General features: G+C 44.2%; 16 protein-coding genes and 1 tRNA gene. 13 read left to right on the top strand and 4 right to left on the bottom strand.

Annotated elements, in window-relative coordinates; translation table 11 throughout:
* The first annotated feature begins 18 nt into the window (after window positions 1–18).
* The 10 genes from narJ (at window position 19) to R3D86_11820 (ending at window position 13,369) form a co-directional block, all read left to right on the top strand.
* Window positions 19–732, top strand: a complete 714-nt coding sequence (gene narJ / locus R3D86_11865) for a nitrate reductase molybdenum cofactor assembly chaperone (protein ID MEZ5758906.1) — start codon at window positions 19–21, stop codon at window positions 730–732.
* Complete coding sequence (gene narI, locus R3D86_11860; GenBank protein ID MEZ5758905.1) at window positions 729–1,415, top strand: respiratory nitrate reductase subunit gamma; 687 nt, start codon at window positions 729–731, stop codon at window positions 1,413–1,415. The genes narJ and narI overlap by 4 nt, the downstream gene beginning before the upstream one ends.
* The gene (locus R3D86_11855) at window positions 1,415–2,203 is read left to right on the top strand and encodes a peptidylprolyl isomerase (protein MEZ5758904.1); all 789 of its coding nucleotides are present in this window, start codon (window positions 1,415–1,417) and stop codon (window positions 2,201–2,203) included. The genes narI and R3D86_11855 overlap by 1 nt, the downstream gene beginning before the upstream one ends.
* 50 nt (window positions 2,204–2,253) lie before the next feature.
* Complete coding sequence (locus tag R3D86_11850; GenBank protein MEZ5758903.1) at window positions 2,254–3,417, top strand: NnrS family protein; 1,164 nt, start codon at window positions 2,254–2,256, stop codon at window positions 3,415–3,417.
* Window positions 3,418–3,899: 482 nt separating this feature from the next.
* Complete coding sequence (locus R3D86_11845; protein MEZ5758902.1) at window positions 3,900–4,466, top strand: AraC family transcriptional regulator; 567 nt, start codon at window positions 3,900–3,902, stop codon at window positions 4,464–4,466.
* A gap of 91 nt (window positions 4,467–4,557) precedes the next feature.
* Window positions 4,558–6,882 carry a heavy metal translocating P-type ATPase gene (locus R3D86_11840; protein ID MEZ5758901.1) on the top strand — a complete coding sequence of 775 codons (2,325 nt, stop codon included), beginning with the start codon at window positions 4,558–4,560 and terminating at the stop codon, window positions 6,880–6,882.
* A gap of 62 nt (window positions 6,883–6,944) precedes the next feature.
* Entirely contained in the window at window positions 6,945–7,271 is a 327-nt protein-coding gene (locus tag R3D86_11835; GenBank protein MEZ5758900.1) for a hypothetical protein, read from the top strand.
* A gap of 121 nt (window positions 7,272–7,392) precedes the next feature.
* Window positions 7,393–8,742, top strand: a complete 1,350-nt coding sequence (locus R3D86_11830; GenBank protein ID MEZ5758899.1) for a TolC family protein — start codon at window positions 7,393–7,395, stop codon at window positions 8,740–8,742.
* The gene (locus R3D86_11825; protein ID MEZ5758898.1) at window positions 8,739–10,244 is read left to right on the top strand and encodes an efflux RND transporter periplasmic adaptor subunit; all 1,506 of its coding nucleotides are present in this window, start codon (window positions 8,739–8,741) and stop codon (window positions 10,242–10,244) included. Before R3D86_11830 ends, R3D86_11825 begins: the two co-directional genes overlap by 4 nt.
* Window positions 10,245–10,252: 8 nt before the next feature.
* Window positions 10,253–13,369 (top strand): efflux RND transporter permease subunit, encoded by a 3,117-nt coding sequence (locus tag R3D86_11820; protein ID MEZ5758897.1) that lies wholly within the window; start codon window positions 10,253–10,255, stop codon window positions 13,367–13,369.
* Window positions 13,370–13,538: 169 nt separating this feature from the next.
* Here the strand turns inward: R3D86_11820 and R3D86_11815 are convergent.
* From R3D86_11815 to R3D86_11805, 3 genes are all read right to left on the bottom strand, one after another.
* Window positions 13,539–13,615, bottom strand: a tRNA-Arg gene (locus R3D86_11815).
* 113 nt (window positions 13,616–13,728) lie between these two features.
* Complete coding sequence (locus R3D86_11810) at window positions 13,729–14,325, bottom strand: peroxiredoxin (GenBank protein ID MEZ5758896.1); 597 nt, start codon at window positions 14,323–14,325, stop codon at window positions 13,729–13,731.
* A 132-nt stretch (window positions 14,326–14,457) separates the two neighbouring features.
* Window positions 14,458–14,772 carry a hypothetical protein gene (locus tag R3D86_11805; GenBank protein ID MEZ5758895.1) on the bottom strand — a complete coding sequence of 105 codons (315 nt, stop codon included), beginning with the start codon at window positions 14,770–14,772 and terminating at the stop codon, window positions 14,458–14,460.
* A gap of 93 nt (window positions 14,773–14,865) precedes the next feature.
* On the opposite strand from R3D86_11805, the gene R3D86_11800 reads away from it, so the two are divergent.
* The 3 genes from R3D86_11800 (at window position 14,866) to R3D86_11790 (ending at window position 16,396) form a co-directional block, all read left to right on the top strand.
* Complete coding sequence (locus tag R3D86_11800) at window positions 14,866–15,807, top strand: alpha/beta hydrolase (GenBank protein ID MEZ5758894.1); 942 nt, start codon at window positions 14,866–14,868, stop codon at window positions 15,805–15,807.
* Window positions 15,808–15,925: 118 nt separating this feature from the next.
* The gene (locus R3D86_11795; GenBank protein MEZ5758893.1) at window positions 15,926–16,168 is read left to right on the top strand and encodes a hypothetical protein; all 243 of its coding nucleotides are present in this window, start codon (window positions 15,926–15,928) and stop codon (window positions 16,166–16,168) included.
* Window positions 16,169–16,171: 3 nt separating this feature from the next.
* Window positions 16,172–16,396, top strand: coding sequence for an MAPEG family protein (locus tag R3D86_11790; GenBank protein MEZ5758892.1), 225 nt, complete (start codon window positions 16,172–16,174; stop codon window positions 16,394–16,396).
* Here the strand turns inward: R3D86_11790 and hisN are convergent.
* Window positions 16,391–17,200: a histidinol-phosphatase gene (gene hisN, locus R3D86_11785; GenBank protein MEZ5758891.1), complete on the bottom strand. Its 810-nt coding sequence runs from the start codon at window positions 17,198–17,200 to the stop codon at window positions 16,391–16,393. The genes R3D86_11790 and hisN overlap by 6 nt on opposite strands.
* Window positions 17,201–17,225: the final 25 nt, after the last annotated feature.

Raw genomic sequence — 17,225 nt, 5'->3', positions numbered from 1 at the left:
ACAAAATTGGAAAAGACGATGAGAACTCTGAAATTACTCGGTTTCCTGCTAACCTATCCGACGGAAGATCACATACGAAATCTGAATGAATGTCAGCAGATTCTGAAGAATGAAAAATGGTTATCTTCGAAGTCAATCAAACGACTAGAAGGTTTTCTTCAGGAAATGAAGCGGACTGACCTGCTGGATTTACAGGAAGGGTATGTTGCCCTTTTTGACCGGACGCCCTCCCTATCCCTCCATCTGTTTGAACATGTCCACGGTGATTCAAGAGACCGTGGACAGGCACTGGCTGATTTGAGTGAACTTTTTCAGAATGTTGGACTATCTATTCAAATGGCCGAAACACCCGACTATCTTCCAATATTTCTGGAATTCTGTTCGATTCAGTCACAGGAAGACGCAAAAGAAAATCTAAATACCATAATAAATATTCTGTCTGCTTTGAAAAAACGTCTTGAGAACCGCCAGTCAAAATATGCCATAATTTTTGATGCAATCATCGAAACCGTTTCAAGAAAACCCGATGCTCGTGCCGTCGAGCAGGCAATCAGGCAGGCTTCAGGTGCGGCCTATAGCAATGCTCAGGTCGACAGAGAATGGGAGGAACAGTTCGCATTTGAAAATAATGGTTTAGACAATAATGGTGAGGCGGGCTGCCCAAGGGCGGATGAATTAGTCGCAAGATTTAGTGAATATCATGATACCAAAAGCGAAAGGATTACAAAATGAGCAGTGCACTGGATTTTTTCCTGTTTCAAATCTTTCCCTATATCTCAATTTTTGTTTTTCTGCTTGGGTGCTTATTACGGTTTGACCGTGACCCTTATTCGTGGCGAAGTAAGTCAAGCCAGTTTTTGCGCCGTAAGCAGCTGATTATGGGCAGCATTCTGTTCCATGTCGGTATTCTTTTTATTCTTGCCGGGCATGCGGTTGGGCTTTTAACCCCGATTGTCATATTTGATGCTCTGGGCATTTCCCATGGAGCTAAACAGATACTGGCAATGTCCGCCGGTGGTATTGCCGGTATTTTCTGTTTAGTGGGTATTTTGATGTTAATTCACAGACGTCTTTTTGACCATCGTATCAGAGCCAACAGCTCAATTGCTGACATAATGGTCTTGTTTCTGTTGCTGTTTCAGCTTCTTCTTGGTCTTATCACCATCACCGTTTCCATGCAGCATCTTGATGGCCATGAGATGGTGAAATTTATGGATTGGGCGCAACATATTGTCACTTTCAGGGGAGGTGCGCATGAATATATTTCGGACGTGGCCATTATCTTTAAGGCACATATCACTTTAGGTCTGTTTTTACTGGTGGTGTTCCCGTTCACAAGGCTGGTCCATGCCTTAAGTGTACCGGTAGGATATGTATTTAGGCCATATCAGATAGTCCGCAGGAGGGCCAAGTAATGTCAGCCGCTGCTCAGGATATTACTGTTAACGGTATTAAAATCTCTCCTGATGAAATAAATGCAGAGGTACAATATCATCCGGCAGATAATTTCTCGGAGGCGAAGTATAGGGCAACAAAGGCCCTTATTATCAGGGAGATTTTAATTCAGAGGGCGGCAGAGCTCGGATTATGTGAAAGAAAGAAAGCCATGAAAAATCCGGATAGCGTTATTGAAACCTTGCTAAGCCGCGAATTAAATGTTCCAAAAGCGGACGAGGAAACGTGCAGGCACTATTATGAGCAAAACAAGCATCGGTTTTTTACTTCTCCATTATTTGATGTATCTCATATTTTATACCTAGCCCCTCCGGATAATGCTGAACTTAGGCAACTGGCCAAAGAAAAAGCAGAATTTGCCTTAAAAGAAGTTATGCATATACCGGAAAGATTTGAACAGATTGCAAGGTCCGAATCCGCCTGTTCATCCGCTAAGGACAGCGGACGTCTTGGCCAGATAAGCAAAGGGCAGACAATGCCGGCATTTGAGGCGGCACTGCTTCGTCTTAAGGAAGGAGAGATCAGCCAGGAGCCCGTTGAGACAGCTGTAGGTTATCATATAATAAAGGTTAATAAAAGGGTTGAAGGGGCGCAGCTACCCTTTGAAAATGTTGTAGAGTGGATTAAAAGTGAGCTAGAGGAGAAAAGCTGGAACAAGGCTTTTCAGCAATATGTACAGCTTCTTGCGGGACGGTCAAAAATAGGCGGATTTCAGTTGGAGGGGGAAAAAACACCACTGGTCCAGTAAACTTGGGGGGCAGTGTTCCTATATGATTAAATGAAATAACGGAGATCATTTTGCAAAGCTTGTTTGAACATCCATTTTTAGGGCGGGGCTTTCGTCCTTTCTTTTTTCTGGGAGCGGCCTACAGTGTCATAAATATTTTTATTTGGGCTTTTATTTATTCAGGAAAAATTTCACCTCCGTCTTTTTATTTTGATCCGGTTTCCTGGCATTCCCATGAAATGATCTATGGCTTTGTCCTGGCCATAGTTTCAGGCTTTCTTCTGACCGCCGTTGCCAACTGGACCGGCGGTGCCCCGGCAAGACAAGTTCATCTAGCGGGTCTGTGTCTGTTATGGTTGTTTGGCCGCCTCGCTGTTAATATTGATATTGGACTGCCATACTGGGGGATTGTTATCGCAGAACTTCTTTTTCTTCCGGCATTGACAATTTCACTGACAATTCCTCTCTTAAAAAGCTGGAATACCCGAAATTTTATTTTCTTATCCTTCCTTACAGGTTTATTTGCGTGTGACCTGTGGTTTCTTCTGGTTCAGGAATTGGAACCACTTTATATCGCTATTATAATCATTCTGATGATGATTTCTCTGGTTGGGGGGCGCATCATTCCTGCTTTCACTGTTGGCGCCTTGCGTCAGACGGGGTTACATTTATACCAGACACCGCAGACTAAAATGGATGCGGCGGCACTCATTTCTTTGTTGGCGGTTGTTCTTTCAATTGCTTTATTCCCGAACAGCCTAGTATTGTTTTTTGCTGCCCTAATCTCTTCTCTTATTCATCTCATTCGGATGAGACATTATCATACTCTTAAAACACGACATGATCCAATGCTTTGGGTGCTGCATCTGGGATATTGCTGGCTGATTATTGGTTTATTTCTTATCTCATTGACCGGTTTGAATATATTGACAATGCCAATGATTATTCATGCTCTAACCATTGGAGCTATTGGAACGATGATTTTGGGGATGATCTGTCGTGTGACCTTGGGGCATACAGGCAGAAATTTAAAAGCCTCAAGATCTACGATGCTGGCATTTTCTCTTATCCAGTGTGCCGCTCTGGTCAGGGTTATTGGCCCCATTATCGTTCCCTCACAAAAAATCAATTTGGTAACATTGTCAGCTTCATTATGGGTGATATGCTTCATGATTTACCTGGTTGAATATTCACCTATGTTATTCAGCAAGCGTCCAGATGGAAGGGAAACGTGATCTAGTATTCATGAATTCCATTTTGCTTAATTCCGGATACTAAAAATCAACTTCTTGAAAAGGTAAAAGATAAGGCATTGTGCCAAGAGATGAGCATAATATAATAATATGAATGATTAGACAGGATGTTACAATGTATACTGAAGTCATTATTGTGACAATCAATGATTAACTTAGCAAGAAATGCAATAACTTATTGGCTTGAAAGAAGAAAGTGTGATGATGGTGCCCGGGGGCGGAGCGGATATCCATCATTTTTTATTAAATAATATCAATATGTTATGTAGGTGGTACAAAGTGCTATTGGAGCCATTTTTGTACCATTTATTGGATAATATAAAGTCATTTCTTGAACACCGCTTACTTAATACGAACGTAAAGTTCAATTAGATTATTCATATAAAAATTGAACAACAGAACATCGCAATTTTTCTTCTTCAGCACATCTTGACATGTGGTTTAGGTATAATCATTGTTAGATTATGAAACTATATATTAAAAATATGGTCTGTAACCGCTGCATTATGGTGGTGGAAGATATTCTTGCAAAAAGAGGGATAAATTCTGCGCGTGTATCGCTTGGCGAAGTTGATCTGGGAAATATAGTTATTTCTGAAACAGAAATTATTAATCTTGAGAAAGACCTTGAGAAGTTGGGGTTTGAGCTGATCAATGATAAAAAAAGCAGGCTGATCGAAAGCATAAAAAAAGCCGTTATTGACCTTGTTCAATTGCAGGACGGGCTTCATCATATAAATCTGTCTGAATATTTGGGCCGGCATATTGCCTATGAATATAATTATTTGAGCAGCTTATTTTCAAGCGTGGAAGGGATTACGCTCGAGCGGTATTTTATCCTGCAAAAAATAGAAAAGGTAAAAGAATTACTTGTCTATGATGAACTGACTTTAAGCCAGATAGCTTTTCAGACAGGCTATAGCAGCCTTGCACATCTTAGTAATCAGTTCAAGTCGGTAACCGGGCTCAGCCCGAGCCACTTTAAGAAACTGAAAAATACAAAACTTAGAAAAACGATCGATAATCTGTAAAATATATAAATCTTTCCCGGAGTTCTGTAACAGCTTTTGTGATATAATACTGTATCCTTGCTTTTAATATTATCATTTTGGAATAAATTAAATGCATAGCGAATGTAATCATAATCATACTAAAAAACAGGCCCATGACCCTGTATGCGGAATGACTGTTGATATTGCGACGGCAAAATATCAAAGCAGTTATAAAAATAATGACTATTATTTTTGTTCGTCACACTGCCATTCAAAATTTGAAGCCGATCCTGAAAAATATCTTGAAAAGAGCTCTGCGCCGGAGCAAATGCCGAAGGGTACCCAATATACTTGTCCCATGCATCCGGAAATCATTCAGGATCATCCAGGCGATTGTCCGATTTGCGGCATGGCGCTTGAGCCGATGGGTGTGTTCAGTGGTGATGAAGGGCCAAACCCGGAACTTGTTGATTTTACAAAGCGGCTGAAGATAGGGTTTATTGCAGCATTACCCGTATTCATCCTTGAAATGGGCGGTCATATTTTCCCTGCCATCCATCAACTCGTGGAACCCAAGTCATCCTATATAATACAGTTCCTGCTCGCCTCTGTTGTTGTTTTATGGACGGCCCAACCCATTTTTGTGAGGGGGTATAAGTCCGTTAAAACAATGAACCTGAATATGTGGACATTGATAAGTTTAGGCACAGGTGTGGCCTATCTTTACAGTATAGTTGCTCTTTTTCTTCCCGATATTTTTCCGGATCAGGTAAAGTCTGACCATGGCCTTGTCCCCGTATATTTTGAGGCATCCTCTGTCATTATCGTACTGGTGCTGCTTGGTCAGGTATTGGAGCTTAAGGCCCGTGAAAAAACAGGGGGTGCCATCCGCGCCCTTCTTGATCTTGCCCCTAAAAAAGCGATCAGGATTAAAAATGACGGAACAGAGGAAGAAGTACCCATTGAAGAAATAAATGTTGGAGACATAGTGCGTGTCAGGCCCGGCGAGAAAGTCCCGGTTGACGGTGAAGTGGTTGAAGGTCGTTCATTCGTTGATGAAAGTATGTTGTCTGGTGAACCGGTTCCGGTTGAAAAGTCAGTTGGTGATAAAGTTACCGGGGCTACTTTAAACACAAAAGGAAGCTTTAATTTTAAGGCCGAACGGGTCGGTTCTGAAACAATGCTGTCACAGATTGTAAATATGGTTGCGGATGCGCAAAGAAGCAGAGCGCCAATCCAAAAATATGCTGACCTGATTGCCAGCTGGTTTGTCCCGGCCGTTATTTTGTCGGCCGTTGTTGCATTCACAGTATGGTATATTTTTGGTCCCGAGCCATCCTTTACATTTGGCTTTGTGGCGGCTGTCTCTGTTCTAATTATCGCCTGTCCATGTGCCGTCGGCCTTGCTACCCCAATGTCAATCATGGTTGGTATGGGACGGGGCGCCCAATTAGGTGTACTCATTAAAAATGCCGAAGCGCTTGAGAGGTTTACAAGTGTTGATACCCTTATCGTTGATAAAACGGGTACATTAACAGTTGGAAAACCCGCCTTAACCGATGTTGTAGCGATGGATGGTTTTGAAGAAGAACAAATACTGAGTGTCGCCAGTGGACTGGAAAAAAAGAGTGAACACCCCCTTGCCACAGCGATCGTAAAGGGTGCCGAAAATAAAAACATTTCCGCCGCAGCAATTGATGATTTTGAAACGGAAACAGGCAAGGGTGTCAGTGGAAAATTTGACGGTAAGAAAGTTGCCCTTGGCAATAGTAAGATGATGGAATTACTGGGTGTTTCAACTGACGCTGCATTGGAACAAGCACAAACCTTAAGGTCAGAAGGCAAAACCATTATGATGCAAGCAATTGATAACAAACTGGCCGGGCTGATTGCGGTTGCTGATCCCATTAAGGAAACCACCCCCAAGGCACTGCTGGATTTAAAAAATGAAGGCCTTAAGATCGTTATGGTCACCGGGGATGAGGAAAAAACGGCCCGTGCCGTTGCGGCCAAACTTGCCATTGATGATGTTAAGGCAGGGGTCCTTCCGGCTGGAAAGGTTGATATTATTAAGAAATTACAGGCGGCCGGTGCAATTGTTGCTATGGCGGGGGACGGCGTAAATGATGCGCCAGCCCTTGCCCAAGCGGATGTCGGCATTGCCATGGGAACTGGCGCTGATGTCGCGCTTGAAAGTGCCAGCATCACTCTGGTGCGTGGTGAATTAAATGCTATTGTCCGTGCCAGAAGATTATCGGACGCCACTATGGGAAATATTAAACAAAATTTGTTTCTGGCCTTCATTTATAACGCGTTGGGGGTTCCCGTGGCCGCAGGTGTATTGTACCCGTTTTTTGGTATTTTACTCTCGCCGATTATTGCGGCAACGGCAATGAGCCTTTCATCACTATCGGTCGTCAGTAATGCCTTAAGGCTCAGACTGGTTAAAATGTAGAAAAAATGATTGAAATAAGAAGTAGGCTTTGTCATAACTTTTAAAACTATTGAAGGCGATTTATGCAGTTGAAACAGAAAATATTTACAGCACTTCTTATTTTGATTGTCCTTTCCGGACAGGCATTGGCCGCGCAAGGCGGGAGCAGCTGTGATATGAACATGCATAAAATGGATCATAAAATAATGTTCATGTCGTCAGGCAAGATGGATTGTTGTGATGACGATCCGGTATGTGCCATGGATTGCAACCTTGCTATCAGCTGCATACTGCCTGAATTTTCCTTAACCGGTTTTGAGTATGTTTCTACTCAGCAAATTGATATCCCAGTCATTTCAATAAGTTCCCAGCCTCTTACTTCTCTATTTCGTCCACCAATTTCTGCTTAACGCAGGATAAGTGTGTCTGATTGAGGTCAGTCCTCAATATTTCAGACCTGTTAGTGGAGAAATTCTTTTCTTAAGGAAAAAATCAAGATGCTCTGGCGTGAGCCAAGAGGAGTAAGACATAATGATTAGAACATTCATTATTATGGTTTTAGCAACTTTAACCATAGAAGGCCCGGTATTGGCCCAAAATACCAGTCAACCAATATATATCGAGCAGGCCGTAAAGCGTGCGCAGCAAAATGATCCCTGGATCGAGGGCAACAGACACATGGAGGACGCAACAAAATCCATGAGTGTGGCGGCAGGATCACTCCCCGATCCGCAGATATCATTGGGGCTTTCCAATGTGCCGACCAATAATTTTTCCCTTAATCAGGATGGAATGACCCAGATCAGGATTGGTGTTAGCCAGATGTTTCCCCAAGGGAATAGTCTCAATATCAAAAGAGAACAGCTAAAGCTTGAAGCGCACGCCTTTCCATATCAGAGACAGGATAGAAAAGCGCAGGTTAAGGTCACTGTCAGTGGATTATGGATTGAAGCCTACCGGGCGCAAAAATCCATTGAGCTGATAGAAAAGAATAGATCATTATTTGAACAGCTTTCGGAAATCGCCATGTCCAGCTACTCGGCCGCGATGGGAAAAACCAGACAGCAGGATATTGTCCGGGCGCAGCTGGAACTGACCCGGCTTAATGATCGGGTGACCATGCTAAATCAGTCAAAAGATACGTATATTGAAAAACTTTCAGAATGGCTTAGTGCTGAAAATGATAGTTTTTCAACCGTTATGATCGCTGATCAGATGCCCGAAATCCCTTTGCTGGCCCCTGAATATACCGATGATGCCGTAATGATAAATGATGAGGAATTTTTGAACCGTTTGAGCGATCATCCATTAATGAAAGCCCTTGAAAATAAAATTGATGCTACGGCTATGGGCGTTGATCTTGCCAGACAAAAATATAAGCCTTCCTGGGGGCTAAATGCCACTTATGGGCATCGAAGCAGTGATCCATTCGGCAACAGTCGGCCGGATAATATTACTGTGGGTGTTTCTCTAAGTGTCCCTCTCTTTACAGCAAACAGGCAGGATAAGGAATATAGTTCAGCCATTTCCATAAGGGAGGCCGTAAGAACCGAAAAATGGCAACTACTGCGAAAATTAAAAGCGGGCTTCGAAGCGTCAAAAGCAAAACTGATACGACTGGATGAAAGAAAAGCGCTTTTTGAAAATAAGCTGCTTCCCCAAATGAATGAGCAGGCCGAGGCATCCCTGACCGCCTATACCAATGATGATGGTGATTTTGCCGAAGTGGTCCGCGCCCGGATTGCAGAATTGAACGCAGAAATTGATGCGCTGAATATTGATGTCGATCGTCAGAAAACCATTCTTGAACTTAATTATTATTTCACAACGGCTGATACAGACAGCCTGACAGATAATGCCGATTTTGGAGAGCCAAAATGACACTGAATAAACAAAATATCCTTTTACTGATAATTGCTGCCATAGCCGGATCAATATTGACGCTTGTGGTCAGTTCATTCGTCGGCTTCACAGATGAGGGTGGTAATCAAGGAGGAGAACAAAAACCGCTTTACTGGGTCGCGCCGATGGACCCCAATTACCGACGCGATGAGCCGGGGCTGTCCCCAATGGGAATGGAGCTGGTTCCTGTTTATGCCGAAGATGCAAAAAACGGCCAGAATGATGAAGCCGGAACAGTAAAAATCTCGCCGGATGTGGTCAACAACCTTGGTGTTCGTACCACCACGGCAAAAATGCAAAATATTAGTTCGATTATAAAAACGGTAGGATATGTGGAATATGATGAAGATCAGCTTGTCCATATCCACCCGCGGGTGGAAGGCTGGATTGAAAAGCTTTATGTCAAAGCGACGGGTGACCCGGTAAATGCAGGGGAGCCGCTTTATGATCTATATTCACCAACATTAGTCAATGCACAGGAAGAACTGGTTGTTGCGCTCAGCCGAAACAATAGTCAGTTAATATCGGCTTCGGAAGATCGTTTGAAGTCGCTGCAAATTCCTGAAGGCACCATTGAAACCCTGAAAAAAACAAGAAAAGTAAAACAAACGGTGACCTTTTATGCCCCGAAATCCGGGGTTGTTGACAACCTGAATATCCGTCAGGGCTTCTACGTCATGCCGGGGACAACAATGATGTCGATTGGCAATTTGGATCAGGTCTGGGTTGAGGCTGAAGTTTTCGAAAGGCAGGCGGCATATGTCAAAAATGGCACGCCGGTTACCATGATGGTTGATTACCTTCCCGGTGAAAAATGGCAGGGTATGGTTGATTATGTTCAACCCGCATTGGACCCGATGACCAGAACGCTGAAAGTAAGGCTCCGGTTCGAAAATAAAAACGGCAGGCTAAAACCCAATATGTTTGCTCAGGTTGAACTGGATACTCGGCAGGATGGGGAAAGCCTGATTGTACCGAAAGATGCGGTAATCAGGACCGGGGGTAATGACCGGGTTGTTCTTGCCCTAGACGGCGGTAAGTTCAGGTCCGCTATCGTTAGAATTGGGCGTGTTGATGACCAGAATACGGAAATATTATCGGGTATCAACGCGGGGGATAAGGTTGTGGTATCTGCGCAGTTCCTGATCGATTCAGAATCCAGTAAAACGGCTGATTTCAAGAGAATGGATCATAATGATAATCAGGACGATGTCACAATGAATATGGGGTCTTCTCTTGACGATCCGGAAAACTGGACGCTCGCCAAAATCAACAGCGTGGATATTGAAAACCGTACCGTAAACTTGACACACGGCCCTATTAAAAATCTGGGAATGATGGGTATGACTATGAATTTCAGCATCGCCTTGTCAATTGACATATCTACCCTTGGCGCAGGATCGGAAATTGAAATGATCGTTGAAAAACCAAGTGACGGCATGTTTGAAGTCACGCACATTAGGCCAGCTGGTAAAGAGTAGGAAAAATCATGATAAAAGCATTAATTCACTGGTCGGTCGCCAATCGTTTTATTGTCCTTCTGTCCACAGCTATTTTGATTGCCATCGGGTTATATTCGTTAAGGAATACGCCGGTTGATGCCATCCCCGATCTTTCGGATGTGCAGGTCATCATTAAAACAAATTACCCCGGGCAGGCGCCGCAGGTGGTTGAGGATCAGATCACCTATCCGCTGACAACCGCCATGCTATCCGTGCCGGGAGCTGTAACTGTTCGTGGCTACTCATTTTTTGGAGATAGTTATGTATACATTATTTTCGATGAAGATACGGACCTTTATTGGGCGCGCAGCCGCGTGCTTGAATATTTAAGCCAGGTTGCACCTACACTTCCGTCTACTGCAACGTTAAAACTGGGGCCTGATGCCACCGGGGTAGGATGGGTTTATCTTTATGCGCTAGTTGACCGAACCGGAAAGCATGACTTAAGTGAGCTTCGTTCAATACAGGACTGGTTTTTAAAATTTGAACTTCAGACGGTTCATGGTGTATCTGAAGTGGCGCCGCTAGGCGGGATGGTCAAACAATATCAGGTAAAGGTTAATCCTGATAAATTAAGAGCCTTTGGTATTCCGCTTTCACACATTCAGACGGCTATCCAGAGAGGCAATCAGGAAATTGGTGCCTCGGTCATCGAAATGGCAGAAGCGGAGTATATGATCAGTGCTTCCGGTTATCTTCAGAATGAAGAGGATATCGGCAATATCCCACTTGGCGTTAACCAGAACGGGACGCCGTTACTGCTTAAGGACGTCGCTGAAATTGGAACGGGTCCGCAAATGCGCCGTGGTATTGCAGAGCTAAACGGTGAAGGTGAAACAGTAGGTGGCATCGTCATTATGCGTTTCGGTGAAAATGCAGAAAAAACCATAGAAGGGGTAAAAGCAAAGCTTGAACAGTTAAAACAGGGTCTGCTGGAAGGGGTAGAAATTGTGACGGTCTATGATCGTAGCGGCCTGATTGACCGGGCCGTTGACAATCTCTGGCAAAAACTGATTGAGGAATTTGTCATAGTTGCGCTTGTCTGTGTCGTTTTTCTTTTTCATTTAAGATCATCGGTGGTGGTAATCATCAGTCTGCTGACAGGCATCCTAACCGCCTTTATCATAATGCATTTACAAGGCTTAAATGCCAACATCATGTCACTTGGGGGTATTGCCATTGCTATTGGCGCCATGATTGATGGGTCCATTGTTCTGATTGAAAATATGCACAAGCATATGGAGAGAACGCCCCTTACCAACGAGAACAGGTGGCAAATAGTTGCCAAGGCTGCAAGCGAGGTTGGTCCCGCTCTTTTCTTCAGCTTGTTGATTATTACGGTCAGTTTCCTGCCCGTTTTTACACTTGAAGCGCAGGAAGGCCGGATGTTTTCACCACTTGCTTTTACCAAAACCTATGCCATGGCGGTATCGGCAGGGCTGGCTGTTACACTTGTACCGGTTCTTATGGGGTATTTTATTCGCGGAAAAATTATGCCTGAACATAAAAACCCGATAAACCGCTTTCTGACCAATCTTTATATGCCTTTTCTTGGCATAGTTCTTAAATTTCCTAAATCAACACTGGCCGCGGCATTGGTTATTCTTATGGTGGGTTTCTGGCCGGTTAACAAAATTGGTAATGAATTTATTCCCCCCCTTGATGAAGGGGATTTGATGTATATGCCAACAACTTATCCCGGCATATCGATTGGTAAGGCGCGAGAACTGTTGCAGCAAACCGATAAATTAATAAGCACCGTGCCGGAAGTGGAGCTGGTCATGGGTAAAATTGGACGGGCCGATACGGCAACCGATCCGGCACCGCTGACCATGATTGAAAGTTTTATAAAACTGAAGCCGAGGGAAGAATGGCGGCCGGGCCTGACCACTCAGGACATTATAAACGAACTGGATGCGCTGGTTAAGTTTCCGGGAGTTACCAACGCGTGGGTTATGCCCATCAAAACCCGGATCGATATGCTGGCAACCGGAATAAAAACACCAGTGGGCATTAAAATTGCCGGGCCGAAGCTTTCCGTTATAGAGGATATCGGACGAAAGCTTGAAGGAATCCTGCCCACTGTTCAAGGGACAACCTCCGTTTATGCGGAGCGGGTGGCGGGTGGCCGCTATGTCAAGATCGATATTGATCGTGAAAAATCAGCACGTTACGGTCTTAATATTGCTGATGTCCAACAGGTTATCGCTACGGCCATAGGGGGAATGGATGTGACACAGACGGTTGAGGGCCTTGAAAGATACCCGGTTAATATCCGCTATCCACAGGATTACCGGAATGGACCGGAGCAGCTCTCCCTGCTGCCGATTGTGACCCCGAAAGGGCAGCGTATATCTCTTGGGGATGTGGCACATATTTATATTGAGGATGGTCCCCCCGGCATTAAAAGTGAAAATGCCCGGATAAACGGCTGGGTTTTCATTGATATTGCCGACGTTGATGTCGGCAGTTATGTGAAATCCGCTCAGGCCGCCGTTCAGGAACAGCTTGATCTGCCGCCCGGATATTCCATCAACTGGTCAGGTCAATATGAATATATGCTTCGCGCACAGGAAAAGCTTAGTTATGTGGTGCCGCTCACCCTGATGATCATTATTGTATTGCTCTATCTGAATTTTCGTAATTTTACAGAAGTCGCCATCATTATGGGAACGCTGCCACTGGCTATGGTTGGCAGTATCTGGCTTATGTATCTGGAAGGATATAATTTTTCGGTAGCTGTTGGGGTCGGTTTTATTGCGCTGGCGGGTGTTGCCGTTGAAATTGGTGTGATCATGCTGGTCTATCTTAATCAGTCCTATAATGAATATCTTGATAATTGCAGGGATAAGGATATTCAGCCGGATGATAAAGGACTTGTAAAATCTGTCCTTCATGGTGCCGGTCTACGTATCCGGCCGGTGATGATGACGGCGGGTTCTGTCATTGTCGGGCTTCTACCCATTTTTTATGGCTCTGGTACGGGTTCCGAAGTGATGCGCCGAATTGCCACCCCGATGGTAGGCGGTATGGTCAGTGCCATGGTGCTTACGCTTCTTGTCGTCCCGGTCATTTATTATTTATGGAGGAAAAGGACTATTTAGTTCTGGGTATAAATTGAATTATTGCATTGAAGTGATGGTGCCCAGGGGCGGATTTGAACCACCGACACGCGGATTTTCAATCCGAAGAAGTTATTTTTTTATTAAGTAGCCCCGTTGTAGCCAATGTAAGTTTTAAAAAATAATTTTTCTCTTAACTTGTTGAAAACATTGGCGCACCCGACGGGATTCGAACCCATGACCTCTGCCTTCGGAGGGCAGCACTCTATCCAGCTGAGCTACGGGTGCGCGGTTGGTAAGTGTGGCGCAGACTACTTAATCCTGACAGGAAAGGCAATGGTTTAAAAAATAAAAAACCCCCACTATTTGGTGGGGGTTTCATTTTGCGTATTTCAGGCAGATTAAAGCGCGCTTGCGTGGCCTTCAAGATAGCTGGCGACTCCCTCAGCGGATGGCTTCATACCCTCATCCCCCTTGTTCCAGCCGGCAGGGCAAACCTCGCCATGCTCTTCGGTAAACTGTAATGCTTCGATCATACGGAGGCTTTCATCGACATTGCGGCCAAGCGGCAGATCATTAATGACATAATGACGGATATTACCGGATTTATCGATCAGGAAAGACCCACGATAAGCGACTGCGCCATCCTTAAGGACGCCATAATCAGAAGCTATTGATTTTGTGATATCGGCCACCAATGGGAAGTTGATTTTGCCGATGCCGCCTTTTTCAACCGGTGTATTACGCCAGGCATAATGTGAAAACTGGCTGTCAATGCTGACACCGATCACTTTACAGCCGAGGGCTTTGAATTTGTCCATACGGTTCGAAAAAGCAATAATTTCAGACGGACAGACAAATGTAAAATCAAGCGGATAAAAGAATACCAGACCATAATCACCATCAAGATAGTCATGCAGGTTTAAGGATTTAATTTCGTCATTTTCCATGACGGCCTGAGCGGTAAAGTCCGGGGCTTTCTTATTTATAAGCGACATTATGGTCTCCATTTTTATGTGTGAGTGATTTTCTGATAATCATTAGAATGATTGTAAAATAGAGATTTTGCCACTCTATTTCAAGGAGTTTATTGTTAAAATAAAATGAAAAAAAGACCTCTTTTTTACTTATTAGTCAATGAGTATATCGCCAAGCCGATTATCCACCGTCAGTAATGTGTCATTATATTCGAGAGATGGTACCGCCCCGAATTTTTCCGTGAAATTATCGATAAATTCCTTTGTAAAAAAAGCTTCGGCATTGGCACGTGAATCCCACAAATATACGGAAAGGCCATCACCGGTTTTTTCATCATAGCAAAATTGTTTGCTGTGAAGATGGGGCATATCTTTGAACTTATTTTGGGCTGACTGCATCATGATTTCCATAACATCTGAGCGGGGCGGAATATTGGACAGGTGGTAGCGCACCAATACTGTGGCCATAATTATTTCCTTTCTTTTTTATTTTTGGCAGTGTCGGGTGTTGATCCCAATTCAGCCATTGTGCTTTATTTTTTGGAAGGGTAAAAGTAAATAATGGATCAGGCCCTTAAAAATAAATTCCTACCGAAAAATGGCACTGTGCGTTTTTTTGACGTACAGGACGGCATGCGGCTGCGGGTCGGCCATTTCCCAGCTGAACATGAGGAAAAAGGCACCATTCTGCTGGTGAGCGGGCACCGCGAATTTATTGAGAAATATACTGAGTTTATAGAAGCGCTTCAGGCACGTGGCTTTACGGTATATGCTTATGACCACCGGGGACAGGGGCTTTCCGGGCGACTGCTGAATGATCCGCTAAAAAGTCATAATCCCGATTTTGGTGCTCTGGTCCGGGATATGAATCAGATTGTTGAAGAGATAATAAAACCGGAATTGAAGACGGGTCCATTATATTTAATCGCCCATTCCATGGGCGGGCAAATTGGCTTTCGATACTTGCATGATTATCCCGGTGTGTTCAAGCGGGCTATTTTACTGGTGCCTTTTTTTGATCTGGTTGCCAGTTCCACACTGATTGCCGGGCTTGCCAAAATTTATTTTAAGCTGGCCAACCTGCTTGGGTTTTCATCATCTTTTGCGCCCGGGCAGCCCAGAAACAGGAGAATGATTGATCATAAAACCGCTTTTAGCCAGCTGACCCATGACCGGCAAAGATATAATTGGGCAGAGCAGGCAATTGACCAAAATCCCGGTCTATTTATCGGCGGTGTGACTTACGGCTGGCTCGCAGGCGTTATCAAAAGCTTTAAAATCATTCAGTCACCGGGTTATGCCGATGCTATAAAGATACCTGTACTGGTATTGCTGGCAGAAGAGGAATTTGTGGTCAAAAATGAAACCACATTACGTCTTTTAAATGATGCGAAGAATATCGAAATTGAAACCATCGCCGGTTCCCGCCATGAAATGTACCGTGAAATCGATCCGATCAGGAATCTGGTGCTTGATAAAATTGTGAATTTTTTCACGCCTTAATTCCTTTTTAGCACTTTTTTTAATATCCGTTTTGGCACATCTTTTCCTGCTGGACGTCTGGTATAATCAGGCGTAGAGTTTTTACTTATATTTTGGTCATTTTTTGAGGGAGAGGAAAATGAATGCTTTTACACTGGAAAATCCGGTTTTTGTTACCTATATGATTGCGGCCGCCATTATGGTACTGAAAATTATGGGGCAGGGCTGGATGACCGTTTACCGGATGCTTAAAAGTAATTCAGGGCTTGTAAGCCCGGAAGATATTCAGGTGGGTCTTATCAATAAGGATCCGAAACCGGAGCAACTTGAACTCAATGATTATGTTGATCGCTCGCGTCGGCTTCACCGTAATGATCTTTAAAATATTCCGGCCTTTCTGGCAATAGGACTGTTTTATGTGGTGATTGGCCCAACATTGATGATGGCGCAGATTATGTTTTATGGATTTGTTACCACAAGGCTAATACACACGATTGTTTATGCCACCAAACAGACTCATGAAGTGCGCGCCACATTTTATACGATCGGTTCGGTGATTGTGATTATTATGGCCGTGCAGGTACTTTTGGCCGGGATGGAATATTTATAAATCACTTGTCGTGATGTTAAGCAGTTTAACAACCTGCTCATGCAGGCGCTTATCACCGCAGGCAAGGACCTGGCCTCCCTTATCACAGGGGCCGCCCTGCCAGTTGGTGACAATGCCGCCTGCGCCCTCAATAATCGGGATGAGTGCCTGAATATCATGAGGTTCAAGGCCGCTTTCAATAACAATATCGATAAAACCTGCCGCGATCATGGCGTAAGCATAACTGTCATAGCCATTTCGCATCATTTTTGCCCGTGACGCCACACGGAAAAAAGCATCCTGTTCAACGGGTCCGTTAAATAACTGCAACGGGTCTGTGGTTGAAATCGTTGCTTTAAAGATATCATCACATGGCCGGGCAGAGATTTTAGTGCCGTTAAAAAACGTCCCCCTTGAAGTTCCAATATAGCGTTCTTTTAAATAAGGCTGATCCAGCAGGCCCACGATCGGTTTATGGCCGTCATGAAGGGACACCAGTGTTGCCCAGGTAGGAATGCCGGTAATATAGGCGCGGGTGCCGTCAATCGGGTCAATCACCCATGTAAAGTTACTGCCTTTCTGTTCAGCTGCCTGTTCTTCGCCGCTGATATTATGGTCGGGAAAGCACGTCCGGATAAGTTCACGTATCGCTTTTTCGGTATTCTGATCAGCGATGGTGACAGGATCGAAACTTGTGCCGAGTTTGGAGCCTTTGTTTTCAACGTCAATGTGTTTTTTGAAATATTTCAGACTTACGGCAGCGGCGGCATTGGCCAGTTCATGCATAAAATCCGTATATATTTTCAGATCGTCCTGATCACTCATTATAAAATCCTTGAAACTGTCTTCT

Source organism: Emcibacteraceae bacterium (assembly GCA_041396985.1).
Lineage (GTDB): Bacteria > Pseudomonadota > Alphaproteobacteria > Sphingomonadales > Emcibacteraceae > Pseudemcibacter.
This window is presented reverse-complemented; position numbering and strand designations above follow the sequence as displayed.